Origin of the sequence: Streptomyces panaciradicis (assembly GCF_023516615.1) — a bacterium.
Taxonomy (GTDB): Bacteria; Actinomycetota; Actinomycetes; order Streptomycetales; family Streptomycetaceae; genus Streptomyces; species Streptomyces panaciradicis.
The window spans coordinates 125,630-145,492 of the sequence record NZ_JAMGBF010000034.1; the positions used below are offsets into that span (position 1 = coordinate 125,630).

The 19,863-nt window shown below is 72.2% G+C and carries 14 protein-coding genes; 2 read left to right on the forward strand and 12 right to left on the reverse strand.

All coding sequences use genetic code 11. From position 1 onward, the window contains the following. Positions 1-173 precede the first annotated feature (173 nt). From M8J74_RS14405 to M8J74_RS14415, 3 genes are all read right to left on the reverse strand, one after another. A complete protein-coding gene (locus tag M8J74_RS14405) occupies positions 174-1,094 on the reverse strand; it encodes an LAETG motif-containing sortase-dependent surface protein (RefSeq protein ID WP_249836765.1) in 921 nt (306 codons plus the stop codon). A gap of 356 nt (positions 1,095-1,450) precedes the next feature. Beyond that, positions 1,451-1,711 (reverse strand): hypothetical protein, encoded by a 261-nt coding sequence (locus M8J74_RS14410; RefSeq protein WP_249836766.1) that lies wholly within the window; start codon positions 1,709-1,711, stop codon positions 1,451-1,453. Between the two features lie 8 nt (positions 1,712-1,719). Next, a complete protein-coding gene (locus M8J74_RS14415) occupies positions 1,720-2,178 on the reverse strand; it encodes a hypothetical protein (protein ID WP_249836789.1) in 459 nt (152 codons plus the stop codon). 611 nt (positions 2,179-2,789) lie between these two features. Between M8J74_RS14415 and M8J74_RS14420 the strand changes: the two genes are divergently transcribed. Beyond that, complete coding sequence (locus tag M8J74_RS14420) at positions 2,790-4,322, forward strand: glycosyl hydrolase (RefSeq protein WP_249836767.1); 1,533 nt, start codon at positions 2,790-2,792, stop codon at positions 4,320-4,322. Here the strand turns inward: M8J74_RS14420 and M8J74_RS14425 are convergent. From M8J74_RS14425 to M8J74_RS14450, 6 genes are all read right to left on the reverse strand, one after another. Continuing rightward, positions 4,304-7,417: an AfsR/SARP family transcriptional regulator gene (locus tag M8J74_RS14425; protein ID WP_249836768.1), complete on the reverse strand. Its 3,114-nt coding sequence runs from the start codon at positions 7,415-7,417 to the stop codon at positions 4,304-4,306. The genes M8J74_RS14420 and M8J74_RS14425 overlap by 19 nt on opposite strands. A 112-nt stretch (positions 7,418-7,529) precedes the next feature. Further along, entirely contained in the window at positions 7,530-9,089 is a 1,560-nt protein-coding gene (locus M8J74_RS14430) for a hypothetical protein (protein WP_249836769.1), read from the reverse strand. Positions 9,090-9,221: 132 nt separating this feature from the next. Next, positions 9,222-9,620, reverse strand: coding sequence for a DUF4913 domain-containing protein (locus tag M8J74_RS14435; RefSeq protein ID WP_249836770.1), 399 nt, complete (start codon positions 9,618-9,620; stop codon positions 9,222-9,224). A 149-nt stretch (positions 9,621-9,769) separates the two neighbouring features. Then, positions 9,770-10,522 carry a hypothetical protein gene (locus tag M8J74_RS14440; protein ID WP_249836771.1) on the reverse strand — a complete coding sequence of 251 codons (753 nt, stop codon included), beginning with the start codon at positions 10,520-10,522 and terminating at the stop codon, positions 9,770-9,772. Between the two features lie 265 nt (positions 10,523-10,787). Further along, positions 10,788-11,993, reverse strand: a complete 1,206-nt coding sequence (locus M8J74_RS14445; protein ID WP_249836772.1) for a hypothetical protein — start codon at positions 11,991-11,993, stop codon at positions 10,788-10,790. Positions 11,994-12,120: 127 nt separating this feature from the next. Continuing rightward, entirely contained in the window at positions 12,121-13,167 is a 1,047-nt protein-coding gene (locus tag M8J74_RS14450) for a C40 family peptidase (RefSeq protein WP_249836773.1), read from the reverse strand. A gap of 162 nt (positions 13,168-13,329) precedes the next feature. On the opposite strand from M8J74_RS14450, the gene M8J74_RS14455 reads away from it, so the two are divergent. After that, positions 13,330-13,722: a hypothetical protein gene (locus M8J74_RS14455; protein WP_249836774.1), complete on the forward strand. Its 393-nt coding sequence runs from the start codon at positions 13,330-13,332 to the stop codon at positions 13,720-13,722. A 610-nt stretch (positions 13,723-14,332) separates the two neighbouring features. Here the strand turns inward: M8J74_RS14455 and M8J74_RS14460 are convergent. The 3 genes from M8J74_RS14460 to M8J74_RS14470 are packed head-to-tail and all read right to left on the reverse strand — an operon-like array spanning position 14,333 to position 19,334. Then, positions 14,333-16,135: a type IV secretory system conjugative DNA transfer family protein gene (locus M8J74_RS14460; protein WP_249836775.1), complete on the reverse strand. Its 1,803-nt coding sequence runs from the start codon at positions 16,133-16,135 to the stop codon at positions 14,333-14,335. Next, positions 16,132-17,844 carry a putative type IV secretion/conjugal transfer ATPase gene (locus M8J74_RS14465; protein WP_249836776.1) on the reverse strand — a complete coding sequence of 571 codons (1,713 nt, stop codon included), beginning with the start codon at positions 17,842-17,844 and terminating at the stop codon, positions 16,132-16,134. The genes M8J74_RS14460 and M8J74_RS14465 overlap by 4 nt, the downstream gene beginning before the upstream one ends. Next, positions 17,841-19,334, reverse strand: a complete 1,494-nt coding sequence (locus M8J74_RS14470) for an SCO6880 family protein (RefSeq protein ID WP_249836777.1) — start codon at positions 19,332-19,334, stop codon at positions 17,841-17,843. The genes M8J74_RS14465 and M8J74_RS14470 overlap by 4 nt, the downstream gene beginning before the upstream one ends. Positions 19,335-19,863 lie beyond the last annotated feature (529 nt).

A 19,863-nucleotide genomic window follows, 5' to 3' on the forward strand; every position in this document is an offset into this window, starting at 1 on the left:
CATGGGCTCTCCCCAGAAGTCTTGGGAAGGCTGGAGCCGTATGGGTAATCACCGGAGGGTGACTGCCCGGTGCCGCTGCGGCAGCTCCGCCGCTCCGTCTCCCGCGCAGCGGCTGGGAGTAGGTGTGCGGCGGAGCTGCCGGGTGTTCTACGGAGCTTTCCTGTCCGACCGTTCTACGACCGGCGGGTGCGGCGGGTCATGTAGAGGGCGCCTGCGCCGACGGCGATCACCACGGCGGCACCGCCGGCTATCGCGCCGACCGGTGCGTTGGAGCCGGTCTCGGCCAGCGGGGGAGTGCTGTCGCTGGGGGAGGGGGCCGGGGTGGTGGGCGGCGTCGAATGCAGCGGCGGGACGTCCGGGGTGGTCGGCGGGGTGGTGGCCGAGGACGGCTTCGTCGGGGTGGCCGGCGGGGTCGTCTCGGTGGCGGGCGGCTGGCTGGCGGGGGGCGTGCTCGGGGTGGCCGGGGTCGAGTCCGACGGCGTGGGCGAGCTGGGCTTGTCCGGGGTGCAGGGCTTGTCGCCGCCGTTCCACGCGGCGATGAGGTGGTACGGGGTGACGATGTTGTCGGGCTGGTACGGGGCGGGGCCGTGCCCGTCCCCCGACTTGCCGTCGTAGATGACGTCGTCGCCGTACAGGTCGATCTGCCCGTAGCAGTCGGGCGTCTTCACCGACAGCTTCTGCCAGGTCCGCTTGCTGTCACCGCTGTTGTCGGCGACGTCGGCGGCCGTGAGGTACACCGTCGCGTGGTCGACGAGGGTCTGGTGGCCGGAGGTGTACCAGTTGGAGCCCTCGGTGGTGTACTCGGCCAGGGAGACCGGGTACTTGCAGCCGTCGCCGACGGTCTGCCCGGGGGCCAGGCGCACCTCCACGGTGCCGGGGACGGCGGTCCACTGGTGGAAACCGCCCTGCGAGGTCCAGTCGTCGCCGACCGGCTTTCCGTCGGCGTCGACGATGCGGTACTGCACGGTGGCGGACTGGCAGTCGCCGGCCGTCGTGGCGCTCGCCGTGGTCGCTCCGAGCAGTGGAGTGGCAGCGGCGAGGAAAGCGGTTGCGGCAAGGGCGACCGAGGTTCTGGAGCGGGGAGAGCGCGTCAAGATCTGCCTCTGTGGAATCAGGGGTGTGGGAGGTGTGTGGGCGCGCGCGGCCGACCGACGGGCACGAAGACGAGGAGTTCGTGGGGGCGGGGCCACTCGCGTCACTTCGCTCACTTCAGAAACAGTGAGTGAGCCGGATTGTCGCCGGTCTTCACAGCTCCCGTCAATCTTTCAACCGTCCTCAACTGCCGTTTGATGAGGTTTGGTTGGCTTGCGGTGAGATCCGATTCGAGCTTGGCCGCTCCATAGTGGATGACAGTTCGAGGTTCGTCCCGTGGCGGGAATGCGTCGGGCCGCCCGCTCGGACGAGAGGCGGACGGCCGCTATCAAGGTGAAGCGTTGGCCGCCATGGACGGTTACAGGCCCTTTCGCCTCAGACTTTCTGTCTTCTTACGTTCCGCATTCGTCATCCGGGACTGGCAAAGCCATCGGGCAAGCACACCCACAACGAGGGCTACCAGGAGCGCTCCCCAGTCGATGACGTTGGGCAGTCCGGGGAAGAAGGCGAAGAACGCCAGGGTGGCGACGAGGCCCGCGAGGAAGGCGGCGATGCCCGCTCGCCGCCTTCGTGTCTCCCAGGCCTGGTCCGACGCGTTCCTCTGTTCCTGCTCGACCATTGAAGGACTCACTTCGTGATGTGGTGGCACTGGCTCACGCGGCGCACTCCGTTGACATAGAGCTGGGCGCACGCCTTGCCGTAACGAGGCAGCCTCTGAGGAGCGTTGTTCCGCATCGGGTCGATCTTGCACTCGTTGTGGGTCCGGCCGCGTGATGTGCGGTAGGTACGGTTGTTGGTGTCGGCGTAACTGAAGTCGATCCGCCAGTTGCAGAAACCGCTGCTGAGTGCCGCGACGAACGCGCAGTCGACGCCGGCGTTCTGATAGGTGATCTCCCTGCCGCTGCCGCGAATGATGTGCGTGAACATACAGCCGGTCGGGATCTTCATGGTCATTCCACCCACGCTGTACTCGAAGGTCCGGACGGGAGTCGACCCGATCGCGGTGGCGTGTGCGGATACCGGCGAGGCAAGGGCGAGGGTTGCGGCGGTGGCCAGCGTTGTGGCGAGGCGCGCGAAACGGTGCATGGCCAAGGTGGTCCTCCTGGTGATCAGCTGACGAGCACCTGGGGCAACCTGGTTCCGAAGGCGACGGTTGCGTGACTGTGCTTGATTCCCCGCGATCGAGTGATGACCGGGAAGTGCGCTGACCTGCGGAAACGTTCCTGATCTCAGGTCTCGGCTTCCGCCGATCCGCGTCTCGTTTGAACCTCGCCCACCCCGGCCCCGTTGTGCGGGCATGGCCGGCGGTGTCGGGCCGTCGTCGAGTCCGGGAGGTCGCGTTCGTGGTCATGCCGCTCACTGCCTCTGCCGCCGAGGGGGGCTTTCGCCCTCGTCTCGGCCCGCACGGTCTGCTGTGTCGTCGTAGGGCCGTCCCCGAAGGGGAACGGGAGGCGGTTGCAGAGGACGGGGCTCTGGCGCCTCGCCTTCGGGTGCCAGAGCCTCCCTGCTCCCCGCTGCCCGCCGCCCTTCTGCCCCTGCCGGAGGGGTTCGAGCTGAACCGCCCTCCCTCCGCATCCGTCGTGCCTCCGCAGGCGGCGTTCGATCGTCTGCGATCCGCCGCAAGCGCGATCTGAGAGGCATGGTTCATGCGTTTTATGCGCAGACGCTCAATTCTGTTGGTCCTGTTACTGGTTGTCGTGGGGGCGACCGCCGCGACCGCGGTCGGGCTCAGCGGGCGGCATTCCGACGCCGCCCGTCTGCACGGCGCGCCGGCCGCCGACGTGGGGAACGTGGAGCACACCATCACCCTGCAGAACAGGACCGACAGCCGTATCTGGGTGGGGAGCAATGTCAATGCGGACGGGTCTGCCGCGTTGACCGGGCTGCCGGTTCTCGAGCCGGGGCAGTCCGCCACCCTCACCATTCCCGAGCGTGAGGGTGCCGGGCACTGGCGCGGTACCTTCTTCGCCCGGCAGGGCTGCTCCGGGGACGACGGCAGCACCTTCCACTGCGCGGTCGGTGACTGCGGGCCGTACGTCGATCATTGTTCCACCGGGCAACAGCCCACCAGCCTGGCCGAGTTCAACTTCGACCCCAGTGACTCGCTCGCGCCCTGGTACGACGTCAGTTATGTCGACGCCGTCTCCGCCGCCGTCACCATCACCCCCAACGACATGACCCCGCCCGAGACGGGGGAGTGCGCGGCGGCGGGGTGTGCGGTGGACCTGCTGTCCGCCTGTCCGGCCGAGGATCTGGTCAAGGATCAGGGGACGGGCAAGGCGCTGGTGTGTGTCAATCCCAATCGGGATGCCAAGACCTCCTACAGCGACGTCATCAATCAGAAGTGCCCGACCGCGTACGCCTGGTCGAAGCAGGACGCGGAGCCGGGCAACCGGACCATGTACCAGTGCACCAAGTGCAGCCGTATGACCGTCACCTTCAATGGGGCGAACGGGCCCAGTACTTCTGATCCGGGTACCACCACCACTAACCGCCCGGCCACCTCCACCCGTAAGGGCGTCAGCCTCAACCCCGTCGACGGTGCCTCGCAGGCGCTCGTCGACTCCAAGGCCTCCTGGTACTTCAACTGGGCCTCGTCCACCGGGAGCGTCACCAAGCCCGACGGTGTCGAGTACGTCCCGATGATCTGGGGCCCCGGCTCCGTCACCGACGAGCAGCTCGGCAGCGCCAAGAACGAGGGCAGTGAGCTGCTCGGCTTCAACGAGCCCGACTCCGGCTCGCAGGCCAACATGACCGTCGAGCAGGCCCTGGACCTGTGGCCCCGGCTGCAGAGCACCGGTATGCGGCTCGGTGCACCCGCCGTCGCCACCGGCGCCGACATCGCCGGCGGCTGGCTGGACCGCTTCATGCAGGGGGCCGAACAGCGCGGCCTGCGCGTCGACTTCATCCCCCTGCACTGGTACGGCGCCGACTTCGGCCCCGACGCGGCCAACCAGCTCAGCCAGTACATCCAGCGCGTCCACGACCGCTACCACAAGCCGATCTGGCTGACCGAGTACGGCCTGATCGACTTCTCCCAGGCCACCCCCCGCTACCCCAGCCAGCAGGAGGAGACCGCCTTCATCAACTCCTCCACGCGGATGCTGGACGGCCTGGACTACGTCGAGCGCTACGCCTGGTTCACGCTGTCCACCACGACCAGCCCGACCGGCCTGTACGACGGGACCACAGCGAACGCCGCCGGTCAGGCCTACCGCGACGCCAGCTGAAGGGAGTGCAGCTTCTCTCGGATCTTCGCGGCGTCCGGATGGTCGAACTCCGCGAAGATCCCGAGGGCTTGACGCCAGCTGCCGTCGGCCGCCTCCGGTTCGCCGGCGGCCAGCTGGACGTCACCGAGGTGGCCCAGGGTGTGGCCCTCTCCCCAGCGGTTGCCGATGTCCCGGTGGGCGGCGAGCGCTTCCCAGTAGTACGCCACCGCGCGGTCACGCGCCCCGAGCCGGTGGTGGACGGTGCCGAGTACGTCGAGGGCGACCCCCTCCACCCAGCGGTTGCCGCTCGCGCGCAGCACGGTCAGGGCCTGTTCCAGGCAGTCGACGGCTTCGTCGAACCGGCCGAGCCGCTGGTAGGCGTCTCCCAGGTTGCTCAGGGCGATGCCCTCGCCCCAGGTGTTGCCCAGCGCCCGGTCCAGTACCAGGCCCCGGCGGCTGTACTCGACGGCCTTGTCCAGCCGGCCGGTCTGGAGGTAGGCGTCCCCGAGGTTGCCCACCGCGCGCAACCGGCCGTCGACATCGCCGAGTTCGCGGCAGACGACGATCGACCGGTGGAAGAGCGCGATGGCCTCGTCGAAGCGGTCGTTGCTGCGCAGCGCCGCGGCCGCGTCCGCGAGTGCCTGCGACTCGCCCCGGCGGTCCTGCGCGGCCCGGGCGGCGGACAGGCCCGTGCGGGTGGTGTCGAGCCAGTCGCCCAGATGGCTGCGGAGGTAGAAGAACCCCCACAGCACGGCGGGCAGCCGCCAGGCGATGCCCGGCTGCCCGGAGGCGGCCGCCTGGTGGACCGCGTCGACCAGGTTGGGCCGTTCGGTCTCGCACCAGTCGACGGCCTGGTCGAGGGTGGTGAACGACAGAGGGCGGCAGGAGGCCGGCGGCGGTTCGAGGGGGATCGGGTTGCGGTTCGGGGTGATCAGGGGATAGGCCGCGGCCGCGGTGTGCAGATACCAGGACAGCAGCCGCTCCACCGCCAGGTCCCGGTCGCGCGGTGTCTCCTCGGCGCGGACGCGCTCGGCGGCGTACACCCGCAGCAGGTCGTGCAGGGTGTACCGGCCGGGGAAGTGCTCGGTGAGCAGGTGGGCCCGGGTCAGCTCGACGAGCAGGCCGCGGGTCTCACGCGGGGTGAGCCCGGCGAGCGCGGCCGCCGCGGGAGAGGACAGATCCGGGCCGGCGTGCAGACCCAGCAGCCGGAACAGCCGTGCGGCGGGCGGGGACAGGGCCTCGTACGACAGGGAGAAGACCGTTCGTACGTCGATGGTGATGTCGTCGCCCGCGAACGCGTCGAGGCTGTCGTCGCTGTCCCGCAGCTCCTCCGCGATGGCGCTGAGCGGGAAGTCGGGGTGGGTGGCGGCGCGGGCCGCGACCACGGCGAGGGCCAGCGGCAGCAGTGCGCAGCGCGCGATGATCTCGTCCACCGCCCGTGGTTCCTTCTCCAGCCGTGCGCCGCCGAGCCGCCGGGCCAGGAACTCGTGGGCCTCGGCGGCCGTCAGCTGGTTCAGCGTCAGCGGGTGCGCTCCCTCACCGGCGACCAGGCCGGTGAGCTGGTTGCGGCTGGTGACGATGACGAAGCAGCCGGGGGAGCCGGGCAGCAGCGGGCGGACCTGCTCGGCGTCACGCGCGTTGTCGAGCAGGATCAGCACACGCCGCTCGGCGAGCACACTGCGGTAGAGCGCCGTCTGCGCCTCCAGGCCGGCGGGCAGCCGCTGCGGGGGGACGCCCAGGGCGTCGAGCAGCACGCGGATCGCGTCCTGCGAGCACATCACCGAGCCGGTCGGGTCGAAGCCGCGCAGGTTGACGCAGAGCTGTCCGTCCGGGAAGCGGTCGGCGACCTGGTGCGCCAGGTGCACCGCCAAGGTCGTCTTGCCGACGCCGGCCATACCGCCGATCGCGGTGATCACCAGGGTGGCGGGGGCGCTGCCGTCCAGCGGCAACATGCCCAGCGTCGCCTTCAGTTCGGCCTGACGGCCGGTGAAGGTGGGCAGGTCGGCCGGGAGTTGGGCGAGGCGGGGGGCGTAGGCGGGGCGGCGGGAGGCGGACTGCGGCCCGTCGGTGGCCTGGGCGGGGGCGGGGGCGGGGGCGGGGGCTGGGGAGGGTACGGCGGCGGGGGCGGCCGGGACGGACTGGGTGGCCGGGGTGGGCGGGGCGACCGACGGCTGGGGCTCCTGGGGCTCCTGGTACTGCGGAGTGTCCATGGCCGGTACCGGCTGCGAGGCGGCGTCGGAGGTCGGAGGCTCCTGCCCGAGAGAACCGGCGGCCGAGGGCGACGACTGCCCGGGAGAACCGGCTGCCGAAGCCGACCGCGGCGAGGTCCCCGAGATCAGGCCGGCGTCCGTCGCCAGTATGCGTGCGTGCAACTCCTGCAGCGGTGCGCCCGGTTCGATGCCCAGGTCCGTCACCAGGGTGGCACGGGTCCTGCGGTACGCGGCGAGGGCCTCGGCCTGCCTGCCGGACCGGTACAGGGCCAGCATGAGCAGCCGGCACAGCTCCTCCCGCAGCGGGTGCTCAGCGGTCAGCGACAGCAGCTCCGCGACGACCTGGCCGTGGCGGCCGAGCCGGACGTCGAGGTCCAGTCGCGCCTCCAGCGCGCTCAGCCGCTCCTCGGCCAGCCGGGCCCGCTCCGATTCGGCCAGCGGGCCGGGCAGGCCGGCCAGCGCCGCGCCCGGCCAGCCGTCGAGGGCGTCGTGCAGCAGCTGCGCGGCGGTGGACTCGTCCCCCGCGGCGGCCGCCTTCGCCGCGTCCGCCGTACTGCGCTCGAACACGGTCAGGTCCAGGGCTTGTTCGGGGACACAGGCGCGGTAGCCGTCCCCGACCGAGACGATCGTGCGGGGCGGGTCCTGCGGGCCGCGGCCGGGTTCCAGCACCTTGCGCAGCCGTGAGACATAGGTGCGCAGGACGGACACGGCGGCGGCCGGCGGCTCGACACCCCACACGGCGTCGACGAGTTCGGCGAGCGAGACGGGATGCCCACGCCGCAGCAGCAGCGCGGCCAGTACCGCCCGCTGCTGCGGTGAACCGAGGTCAAGCTCCCGGTCCGCGTGCCAGGCCCGGACGGGGCCCAGCACGGAGAAACGTAAGTCGGTCGAGTTCGCTGCGTTCACGCTGCGGACTCTAGTGACACTTCATGTGCTCAATGTTGCCCGGGTGTTGAACTGTTTCCTTCCGGGGACGTCACAGGACGTGACATTCGGTACGTCACACCCGTGACGCCGCTCACACGGTGAACTTGACCGCCTCCAGGTACACATCGTTGGTGAGGGTGCCGCCGAAGACGTACTCGGGCCTCGGTCCGACACAACCCCACTGGCCCCAGTCGGAGTTGTGGACGCGGGCGGCCTGGCAGACCTGGCCGCCGCTGCCGATGTTGATGGCGAATCCGAGCATGTTCGGTGCGCTCTTCTTCGCATGGCCGATGTAGATGTCCTTGCCGTCGGCGGTGTTGGCCGTCCAGTGCGGCATCCACACACCCTTGCCGTCGGTCGAACCGGGCTTGTGGACGAAGGCGTTGGCTGCCGTACCACCCGTCCCGCGCACCGCGATGTTGAGCGCCTTGATCGACCGGTTCTGACCCGTCGTACCGGCCACCGTGCCGTCGCACACGGGCTTCTGCCAGCCCTGTCCGGACACGTACGCGCGGTAGCAGATGTGCCGTCCGGGGTCGTTCCTGGCGAGCCGGTTCACGGCGGAGGCGGCGGTGTCCGCGGCGGGCCTGGCGGTCACGGTCGCCGTGGCCGCGGGGGGCCGTACGGTCACCGTGGTCGTCACGCCGGTGGCACCGTCGGTGTGCTTCTTGCCCTTCCCTCCGCGTTTGCCCTTCCCCGACGGGGAGGCGCTGGGCGAGGGGGACAGCAGGCTGGGCGAGACGGACACGGTCGGCGTCGGCGTCGCCGAAGGGCCGTGGCTGGACGGTCCCTTGGTCAGCTCGTCGCTGGCACCGGCGGCCTTGTTCTCCCCTCCCCCCGAACCCCCGCTGCCCAGCAGCACCAGCGGTACGACGACGAGGGCGGCCACACCGAGCGCCACCGGTCCTACGACCAGGGGGCGGTGCAGCAGACCGGACGCGCGGAACTCGTCGTCGGACTGGCGCGAGGCGGTGCCTGCTGCGGGCTTCTGGCGGCGCAGCAGGGGGCCGGTTGCGGGCCGCGTCCCCGAGGGCCGCTGCGGTGCGTACGGCGCGTCGTCCAGGTCGTCCAGGACGTCGGCGAGGGCCTGCTCGAAATCGGCATCGTCCTTCGAGGAGCCCGTCGGAGGCGGTGTCGGCCCAGAAGGTGGTGCCATCCCCGGCCCCGAGACTCCCGGCCCCGAGGCTCCCAGCCCTACAACTCCCGGACCCGCGACTCCCGGACCTTCCGATCCCGGATCTTCGAACACCGGCCCCCCGAAGCCGGGCCCTTCCGGCCACGGTGTCGGCTCGGAGCCGTCCTCGGCCGGCTCCGGTGGTTCCACGAGTCTGCTCGAGCCGTCGGGGGAGACCTCGACGAAGGTCACCTGTTCCACGGCGGGATCGGAAATGGCCGCCGTGACGGGGAAGCCGCGTTCGGTCGCGCGGTGATGCAGGGCGTCGAGGATCGCCGCGTCGACGGCCCCGCCCTCCACCGGCACGGGTGCCCCGTCGATGGCGGCGGAGCCGTCCGCCGCGATGACCACCGACAGGGGCTGTGGCGCCCCGGGTGCCTCCTCGAACGGCTCGCGCTTGCTCATGTCCACCGGACGTCGGGGCGCGGAGTTTTCGTCCACCGCGCCCGGGTCGTCCGTCTCTTCGTCCCGGCTCATGCCCGTCCCTTCCTGGCGTTCCGGCTGCGAGCTACAACGGGCGTCGGGCGAGCACGGTTCAACCGTGCTCGCGAGTGGTCGGAACCCGCTCGGTGGGTGGTGTGCGCCGCGAGGGGCGCTCGAGTGCGGTGCTCACGCGGGATAGGGGTCCATCTGCGGCGCCTCCTTCGCCCGATGGGCACCGGCTTTGCAGCCCGCGAAGGGGCCGTTGGGGTCACGCAGGGAGGCCATCACGTGCGTCAGGTGATCACGGTGCCAGACCGCCGGGCCGGACAGGCCGGCTGTCGGAGCCGTGAGCTCCTGCCAGGCCATCCAGAGTCCGTACAGCTGCGCCACGGCCTCCGGATGCTGCCACCAGCTCGGGCACCAGGGCGCGTTGGAGGTGACCTCCCTGGCGTACACGGGCAGCAGCAGGTGCCGTACCCACAGGGTCAGCCGGTTCAGGGCGTCGGCGTGGTCGGGTCCGTCCAGGTAGAGGATGAAGGGGGGTGCCTGGGGTGCTTCGGGTGCGGGCGCGGGCTCGGCGGACATGCGGCTGCTCCATACGTTCCGGTCTTGCTGTCGGTGCGGATGTGCCGAGGGCTGCGGGACCCGGAGCGGGGTGGGCGCCCGGCGGTCGATCGCCCGCCGGGCGCCCACCCCTACTTAGACCGGTCGGCCGGATTTCCCCGGCGCGCGGATCACCTGCCGGGGCTGGGAGAACCGCTCCTGCGCGGGGGCTGCTGAGGTACGGCGCCGCTCGACTGGCCGCTCGGACGGCCGCGGTGCGACGGCGGCTGCCCCTGGCCTTGCTGCCCTTGGCCCTGTGCGTAGGGCGAGGACATGTACGCGGCCGAGGACGTGCTGGACGGGGTGCTCTGCGACGGTGTCGGGTTCTGCTGCCCCGTGTACGAGAACGCGACTCCGCTGCCCCAGACCGCCGAGCCCGTCGACTGGGCGGCCAGTTGCTGGGCGGAGGTCAGGGTGGAACTGTTGCCGTATGCGTAGTAGGCGGCTCCGGCCAGGGTGGCCGCGCCGCCAGCGACGCCGAGTGGCTGGCTGTTCTGGTAGGCGTTGTACATCGTCTGGGCGCCCCTGAGGCCGCCCGCCGCGATGGAGACGGTGTTCAGGACGTTCCCGGTCGCCGTGAGGTTGCCGTCATGGTCGGTCATGCGCTTGGCGATGGCCTGACCGATGAGACCGGAGGCGTCGTAGAAGAAGCGCGCGACGTCTGACTTGTGGTTCTTGACCCAGTTCTGGGCGCTCGCGCTCCACCGGTGGATGGCATTGTTGTCTCTGGCGAGGTAGGTGTTGGACTCGACGTCGTAGACGCCGGAGCCGACTCCGCCCGGCGGGTCGAACCGGGGGCCGTTCGGGTCCTGGGTGGGCACGAAGGGGTCCGGATTGACCTGGAGCTGGCCACTGGACCTTCCGCTGACGGAGTAGAAGGCCATGGACGTCGCGCTTGAGTAGGAAGCGCTCGACCCGGCGGACTGCTGGGAGGTTCGGGACCGGTTGGACTGCTGGGAGCTCCTTGATCGGTTCGACTGATGAGTCCTGGCACTTTCGAACGAGTCTTCGCTGCCTGAGCCCGAGGGGCTGCTTCTTGGCATTTCGGACGTCCTTTCACGAGGCAGGAAACCTGCTTGCCGTGGGGCACAACGGCCCCTGGGCGACGCCTGGTTCAACAGGCAACGAGGCGCTCGCGTGGGCGCGAGGTCAGCGCCTGCTCGCGGCACCCGGTCGGTCCTGGCCGGCCGGTCGGGCAGGCGTACGACCACCCGGGGCCGAAGGGGAGTGCGTGTCCGAGCGGACCGACGGGCCACGGGTGAGCGCCGGCTGCTCACGCAGCACCGCCAGCCCTTCCGGGCCGAGCGTGGACGTGACCGAACTGCTCCGGCTGAGAGCGGGCCCCTCAGGGCTCAGCGGGCTCAGTGGACTGAACGGGCTCACCGGACTCACAGGGCTGACGGGGCTCATCAGGGGTGAGGGCGGAGTGGGCGCGGTACTGCCGGCCGCACTCGCCGTACGGCTCCGCTCGGCCTCGGCCCGCTCCTGACCGGCCCGGTGTTCCGCCTCGACCGCGAGGAACGCGTGGCCGTCATGGGTCTCGTCCCCGCTCACCCGCCGTCGCACCGCGTCCGGGCTCGCCTCGGCGCCCTGCAACCGCTCCCTGAGCGCGGCGTGTTGCCTCGCGTCCTCGGCGATCGTCCTGTCCCTGATCCGGTCCAGGGCCTCGACGGCGCTGTTGCCCTCCGCGAAGGCGCGCTCGGCGGTGTCCCACAGTGCCTGGCCGTCCGGCAGACGTGGGCCCGGCAGGTCGACGGTCAGCGGGGTGAAGGCGGGACCGGACGTCTCGGGCGAGGGGGAAGCGGGCTGCCGGCTTCGAGCGTCGGCCGTGGAAGCGGCTTCGCTCGCCGACTCCGCCTCCCTCAGGTGCGCGTTGACGGCGAACCGGGCGACGGCGGGCATGCTCATGGGGTCCGCGCTGAACGCCTTCTTCAGGGTCTCGTCGGTCCTGACGAGCTTGAGGACCGCGTCCTCGAGCGCCTTCAACTCGTCCGGCGGCAGCCGCTGGATGCGCTCCATGAGGGACGCCATCCTGTCGATCGCCTTCTGCTCGGCTGCGGACGGCTCCAACCGCGTGGCCGCCGCCCCGGGGCCGGCCGTCACCGGGCCTCCAGCGGCCGCACCGGGTCCGGGCGGCGTGCCCGTCCGCTGCTGTTCCGCTCCCGACGACGGCGCGCCCTCCCACGCCTGATCCGCCCGGCCCTCGCCCCGCCCCCGCAGGCGGCGCCACGCGTCACGCAGACCCCTCCAGAACCGCTCGGCCCTGGAACCCTGCTCGCGTCTGCGGCGCTCCCTGCCCAGCCGGGACTCGGTCTCCACTAGCTCGCGGGCCAGGCTGCCGGGACTCTTCGTCAACCGGCTCCGGTCCCGGGGACCTGCTTCCGTACCGGCCATGGTGTCCCCACTTTCCGCTCGGACGTCCGACGGGGGCTACAACGGGCCGGTGGCGGTGGACGGTTCAGCGCCGGGGAGAGGGGCCCCCTCACGCGCCCGGCCGCACCACCCCCAGGATCTCCATCGACCCCGCCGGCGACACGTACACCCATCGCCCGGGCCGCGGTGCGGAGATGATCTTTCCGTCGCCGATGTAGAGGGCCACGTGGCTGGCGTCGGAGAAGTAGATGATGAGGTCGCCGGGGCGCATCTGCGAGACCGGGACGTGGGGGAGGCGGGCCCACTGTTCCTCGGAGGTGCGGGGGATGACCACGCCCGCGTGCAGCCAGGCCTGGGAGGTCAGGCCGGAGCAGTCGAAGGAGTCGGGGCCCTCGGCGCCCCACACGTAGGGCTTGCCCAGCTGCTTGGTCGCGTAGGCGATGGCCTTCCGGCCGGCCGGGGTCGCCTTCGTGGAGACCTTGTCGAGGACGCCGGTGTCCTCCCACTTCGCCTGCGCCTTGTCCTGCGCCCGCTTCTCCAACTGGGCCAGTTTCTGCAGCTGTTCGGCCCGCAGTTGTGACTCCAGCGCGCGGGCGGTCGCGATGCGCTTCTCGATCTTGTCGCGGTTGTCGTCCATCGCGCGACGGCTCGCCCGCAGGCCCTTCAGTTCGGCGGTGGCCTCGTCCGTGCGGGTGCGCAGTTCCCTGCGGGCCGCCTCCAGCGCCGTCAGCCGGTCCTGCGTGCCCTGCTGCGCCCGCTGGGCCAACGCGGCGTCGTCCAAGGCGTGTTCGGGGTCGGGGGCCAGTGCGAACTGCATCTCGGCCGGCAGCCCGCCGCCGCGGTACTGGGCCCGGGCCGCGGCGCCGAGCAGCGCCTTCAGCCGCGCCTCCTGCCGCTCCGCCTGCTTGATCCGCCCGTGCAGCGTGTCGACCTTCTTGCGCTGGGCGGTGGCCTTCTCGTCGGCCGCGTTGTACTTCTCGGTGGCCACCTCCGCCTGGTGGTAGAGGTCGTCGAGCTGGGCGCGGACCTCTTCGAGGGTGACGGGACCGGGGGCGGGGGCCGCGAGGGCCGCCGACTGGGTCGTCGCCGTCAGGGCGCACAACAGGGTGAGGGCCGCCGCCGTCCGGTTGCGGTGCGCGCGCGGAATCCGTCTCATGCCGTCCGAAGCTCCCTTCACAGCCGACGTGGTGACGGCTTCGCCCACACAACGGGGTTGCCGTGCGCAGTGGTTCAAGGGGACCGCGTGAACCGGGGTGGGCCGTGGCCCGTTGTGCCCTGTCGTGGGGGCCTACGCCGCTGTCGAGGACAAGGGGACGCGATGGACGCGGAGTTGCTGCTGGCAGCCCTGTGCACGGGATTCGGGCTCGGCTGCCTGCTGCTCGCCGCCCGCGGCCTGCTGACGGCCGGCCGGCTGTGGGCGCGCGGCCTGCGCGTGATGGGCGTCGTCACCGCGCGTACGGCGGCCGACCGGCGGCGCGGCGGGCTCGTCGCCTTCTCCGACCACCTCGGGCGCGACCTCGTCCTCGATCCGGGTGCGTACGCGCCGCTGTGCGGGTTGCCGCCGCTCGGCCGTACCGTGCCCGTGGTCTTCGTCCGCGAGCGGCCCACGACAGCCAGGCTGTGGACGGTACGGCACCTGCTCGCCCCGTCGTTCGCCTGGTTCCTGTCCTCGACCGTCGCCTTCGGCACGGCGGTGGCGGTGTCCGCTTGAGCACCTGAAGGCGACTGCGGCCGCCCGTCGCGGCATGGCGCGGTGTCACGTTGAGGGCCTGGGGCTGACTGCGGCCGTCGCCTTCGGGCCGGCGGTGGCGGTGTCCGGTCGAGGGCTTGAGGCCGACTGCGGCCGCCGGACGTGGCATGGCGGTGGCGGTGTCACGTCGAGGGCTTGAGGCCGACTGCGGCCGCCGGTCGTGGCATGGCGGTGGCGGTGTCACGTTGAGGGCCTGGGGCCGTTTGCGGCCGTCGCCTTCGGTCCGGCGGTGGCGGTGTCACGTTGAGGGCCAGAGGCTGACTGCGGCCGTCGGACGTGGCATGGCGGTGGCGGTGTCACGTCGAGGGTCTGGGGCCGACTGCGGCCGTCGCCTTCGGTCCGGCGGTAGCGGTGTCACGTCGAGGGCTTGAGGCTGACTGCGGCCGTCGGACGTGGCATGGCGGTGGCGGTGTCACGTCGAGGGCCTGGGGCCGTTTGCGGCCGTCGCCTTCGGTCCGGCGGTAGCGGTGTCACGTTGAGGGCCTGGGGCCGACTGCGGCCGTCGCCTTCGGTGCGGCGGCGGTGTCTCGGTGAAGGTCTGCGCCTCGCCCCGGACACCGCCACGGCGCCCTCACGCCGGCGTGGCGTCCCGCTCCCAGCGGCTCTTCTTCGTCAGCGGCACCCCGCCGGTCGCGCGGGCCGCCGCCCGGGCCGTGATGGCGTTCGCCTCGGCCTTCGCCTGCGCCGAGATGACGGCAGCGCCCGGCTCCTTGTACCAGGGGCGCAGCCGGATCAGGGCCGGCCGGACACCGGTGGCCAGCAGAAGGGCGGTGCCCTTGGGCAGGGCGCGGATCTTGTCCGGCGGCAGGATCGACTCCTGTCGGTAGGAGTACGAGCGTTGCGTGCCGTCCTTGCTGCGCGACAGGCTCGGCGTCTTCACATCGTGCTGGCCGACCAGCGTCGAGATCTTCTGCACGAAGTCGGCGTCGTCCAGGCCCGCGCCGAGCAGCTTCACCGTCGCCGCGCTCCACAGCGCGTCCATCCCCACCTCGCCCCACACCCGGGCGCCCTGCCGGTAACTCTGCAGCAGCGTCACCACGTTGATGCCGCGGGAGCCGAAGTGCGAGTAGAGGTCGGGCAGATCGGAGATGCGGCACACGTTGGCGGCCTCGTCGAGGACCGCGGTCAGCGGCGGGTCGAGACGTCCGCCCATGCGCTCCGCGGCCACCACGCCCGCCCGCATCGTCGCGTCCGCGAGGCCCGCGATGACACCGGCCGCCGAGCCGCCGCCGTCCTTGGACAGCAGATAGAGGGTGTCCTTGCCGACGACGTGCCGGTCCGGTCGGAACTCGGGCAGATACGGGTCCGGGGTGACCCAGGCGAGGATCTCCGGGTCCAGGAGGCAGGACACGGTCTGCCGGGCCGTCTCGTAGATGCCGTCCCGGGTCTCGACGGCGCCGCGCACCGTGCCCTGCAACTGCTCCGCCATCGCGACGAGACGCGCGTCGCGCAGCAGGTCGACCGGGGTGCGGTCGGCGGGGTCGGCGAGCCAGCCCAGCAGATCGGTGACCGGGGCGCCGCCGCGCGCCGCGGCCAGGAAGAGCGCGGTGAGCGTGTTCTGCGCGGCCGAGATCCAGAAGTCCTTCTTCGCGGTGTCGTCGTTGACGGAGGCGACGAAGTGCCCGGCCAGCCGGCGGGCGCCCTCGATGGTGTGGCAGTCGCCGAGCAGGTTCCACCACATGGCGCGCTCGGTGTGGGCGATGCCCTGCGGGTCGAACGTCCACACCCGGCCCGTCTTCGCCCGTTCGGCGCGCGTGACGGCGTACACGTCGGACTTGTTGGAGGTCAGCAGGACGGCGCCCTGGGCGCGCAGGACGCGGGGAACGGCGATGCCGGTCGACTTGCCGGCCCGCGGGGCCATCAGGTCGAGTTCGACGTCCTCGTGACTGCTGCGCAGCTCCGGCCCGTCGGGGGCGAGGTCGCCGAGCAGGTTGCCGGTCTCGTCGGGGTGGAGTTCGTCCCTGCCCTTGAGGCTGGGGCGCAGTTCCCGGGCCCGGGCCTCGATGCCCTTGGGGCACATGCCGGCCAGCTCGCGCCGGCCGGCGAGGCCCTTGGCGCGTCCCGTCCGTGCCAGCAGCAGCCGTACGACGACGGCCGCGGGAACCACGATCAGGGCGAGCAGGGCGAGCATCCCGCCGTAGACCGCGGCGGGCGCGGTGCCCGGCCACAGGGCCCCGGGACCGTCGCCGACGAGCCGGGAGGCGGTCGACAGGGCGAACGGCGGTGCGTCCCAGCCGTGCCCGGTGATCCCGGCCCCCAGGGTGCCGCCGGCCCAGCCGACGGTGAACACGGTGAGGGATGCCGCGGCGACGGCCACGATCGCCCAGGGGGCGAGTTCGTGGACGCCACCGGCCGAGGGCGGCCTGCCGCTCATGCGGTCCACCTTCCGGGCAGCGGACGGGGTTCCTCCTGGGCGGCCCGCGCGACCTGCGCCGCGGTGTGCGCGACGGCCTGTTCGACGGCCGTCTCGTTGGGCGTCCAGCGGGTGTTGGTGTTGTGCAACTGCCGTTCGGCGTCGGTGATGGCGACCTTGATGGGGATGCCGGGCCGGCCGCCGACCTTGATCAGGAAGCGGCCCCGGCCGGGCGGCTCCTCGTGCTCGCCGGAGACGCCCCAGCCGGGCGGCGAGGACCACGACGACACCAGCTCGATCTCACGCCGGGACAGACCCACCACCTTGCCGAGGTCCTCCATCTCGGCCTTCGGCAGTCCCGCGCAGACCACCATCCCGGCCCGCTCGACGAAACCCCGCGCCTTGGCCCGGTCGGAGTCGGTGCCGAGCGCCTCGGCGTCCTTGAGGGTGTGGGTGATCTTGGCGTCGCCGAGGCCCAGGGACCGGTTGAGCCGGGTCAGCGCGTCGATGCGGTCGACGATGCCGGAGGCGGCCCGCAGCGGGCGCCACAGCTCGTCCAGGACGGTGAAGAACCAGCGCCGGGGCGCGAGTCCCGCGTCCGCCAGGGCGTGCGAGGCGGCCACCGTGCCCAGCCCGTCCGACCAGGCGGCGAGCATCGCGGCCGCGGTCAGCTGGGTGTCGGCCTCACCGATGCCGGAGATGTCGATGCACACCGCCGGCGCGTCCGGGTCGATCCGGGTGGACGTCTCGGAGGCGAAGGTGTCGCCCAGCGGACCGTCGAGGATGCCCAGCAGGGAGCGGTGCAGCGGATCGACGGCGTCCCGGTAACGGGTGTCGTCCCCGCGGTCCAGGGTCACCGCCCGCACCCGGTCGGGGCCCTCGGTGAGCACCCGCAGCAGGTCCGGCAGCAGCGCCGCGCGGCCCTTCGGGGTGCGCTCGCGGAGGTGGTGCAGCACGGCGGACAGCACGGACTGCTCGTGGTCGTCCATGGGACGGCCGCGCACGATGGTGACCAGCGCCGCCACCATGTTCAGCACACGGCCGTGCGTCTCGGCCTTCAGGACCTCGCCCGCCTCGCCGCCGATCCGCGCCGCCGCCGCGCCCATCGCGCCCGGGTCCAGGACGTTGATGCCGCCCCGGCCACGCCCGATGGAGATCACCTGGCCGCCCAGCGCGCGCACGGTGTCCGCGTAGTCGGGCTTGAGGTCGCCGAGCACCAGCGGTACGACGCCGGTGGCGCTGAGCCCGATCAGCATCCGGTTGACGAGCGTGGACTTGCCCAGACCCGGCATGCCGAGCATGAACAGCGACGGGTTGGAGATGTAACGGGCCCGGGTGAACCAGTTCAGCGGGTCGCCGCACACGGTGGCGCCGGTGAACAGGTGCTGCCCGAGCGGCACTCCGGTCATCGGCGAGCCCGAACCGGCGGCGAACGGCCACATGCCGCAGGCCTGCACGGTGGTGGCCCGCCACATGGTCGGCGGATCCATGTAGCCGACCCGACCGCCACCGGGGCCGTACCAGCCGCGCGGCGGGACGTAGAGCTCCTTGGGCCGGGCGGCCTTCCTACCGCTGTCGGCCTTCTTTCCCCCCGGTTTCTTCTCCGCCCAGGACGGGTCGACTTCCGCCAGTGACGCCGCGGAAGCCGCCCCCGCCGGTGACCGCCAGGCCGACTCCTCGGCGAGCCGGTCCGCCCGCTCCGCCCTCTTCTCCTCGCTCCGGCGGCTCACAGCGCCTCCTGCAGCTCGTGCGGGATCAGGGTCTGCTCCCACGGAAGGATCCCGGCCGGCAGCGTGCAGGCGAACGCGGCCGCCTGCATCCGGTCCGCGGGACGCATCAGCACCCGCGAGGCCGCGGTCAGGTTCCGTACGGCGACGGTCGCGTCCGCCAGCTCGTCCATGTCGTCGACGGTGACCGTCAGCATCAGCGAGAACTCCACGAGTCCGGCGCCCGACGCCTCCTCCGCCGCGGTCTGCTCGGCCGCCCGCATCTCGGAGGCGGCCCGCGCCTGCACCATGCCGCGTCCCGAGGTGGCCATGAACTGGGCGGCGCGCCGGTCCGCCTCGACGATCCGCGCCGAGGTGGCGGGATCGATGGGCCGGTAGACGAGCGCGACCCGCTTGCGGCGGGTGCCGGGGGACGCCTCCAGCAGCCCCCGCAGCACCGAGGACCGTACGGTGCCGCGCGGCGCCAGCGTCAGCAGCCAGGTCCGGGACACCCCCGAGTCGTGCTGGTAACTGCCCACCGTCTCCACGGCGGCGGCCGGACCGGCGTCCTCCCACTCCAGGCCCGTACCGCCGTACTGGGCACGGGCGTCGAGGACGTCGGCGGCGACCGCGGGGTCGTAGGCGACCCGCACGACCTCGGCGATCCGCTCCGCCGACAGCGGGTACGCGGCCCCGCCGCCGGCCGCGACGAGCCCGCTGAGCAGACCGGGGATACGGATCGCCAGGTCGGTGATCACGTCCTCCTTGCTGCGCTTCTGGCCCGCGGGCATGCCGTAGGTGAGGGTGACGTAGGTGTGCATCTCCGAGGAGGCGGTCGGATAGCGCTCGACGACCTCCTCCATCACCGCGCGGGCCGCGGGCGGTGCGTCGGGGCGGATGCGCGGCAGCACCTCGTGGGCCAGGGTGGTGCCGGGATCGGGCGCGGTCTCCACGATCAGGGACGCGCCGCGCAGCCCGGGTTCGTGCGACAGCCGCGCCAGCCACTCGCCCCACAGCGCGACCCATACGTCGACCTGGTCGGGGTCGACCAGCGAGCCGCCGTCCGGGTCGCAGCCCAGCACGATCGTGTACAGGTTGCGCGCCGGGTGGTGCAGGACGCCGAAGGGGCGGTCGTAGGCGTCCCGGCCCTCGATCGCGGCGACCTTGTTGAGCAGGCCCGGCGGGCGGAACCGGCCGCCCGGCCGGGCGGACAGCGGCCCGGAGACGTACAGGTGCGCGCCCTTGGCCTTGCGGCTGCGCCAGCCGATGCGCAGGGTGAGCAACTGGTAGACGTTGCGCCCGTCCTGGGTGCGCAGGGCGAGCGGCGTCAGGAACAGCACGACCGGGACGAGCACGGTCAGCGCCGCGTACAGGGAGATCAGGGACGCGAGCAGGGTGACGACGAGCCCGCCGAAGACACCGAACGTGCCGACGAGCCCGAGCGGTCCGAGCCCCGGCCGCCGTGGCCGGCGCCAGTTCCCGTAGGTCGGATGAGTGACGGCTTCCGTGGACATGGGGGTCCGGTTTCCCTTCGTGAGGTGATACGGCCTCGGCGCTGGGCCGGGTGAGCAGGAGAGCGGGGAGGGCCGCCGGACTCTCCGGGGGGGAGCGGGAGTCCGACGGCCCGATCGGGGGACGGCGCGCGCCTGAGCGGGCCGCCGTCCTGAGGGCGGCGTGCGCTCGGGCGAGCCGCCTGGGGGCGACCCCGGGCTGGCCGCCGCGGCTGCGGCATCCGTCCGGCGGTCCGCCGCCGGGGCGGCCCACCGTCGGACGGGGGCGCCGTCCGGGCGGGCTGCCCCGAAAGGGCGTTCGCCTTTGGGGCGGGCCCACCGTTGGACGCGGGCGCCTCCCGGCGGGCCGCTGTCGGGCCGGCGTGTGCCGTCCGGGCTGGCTGCCCCGGGTCGGCATTCGCCTTTGATGCTGCCCACCGTTGGACGGGTGCCGTCCGGGCGGGCTGCCCGGGGCCGGCGTGTGCCGTCCGGGCGGGCTGTCCGGGGTCGGCGTTCGCCGCCGGAGCGGCCCCCCGTCGGACGCGAGCGCCTC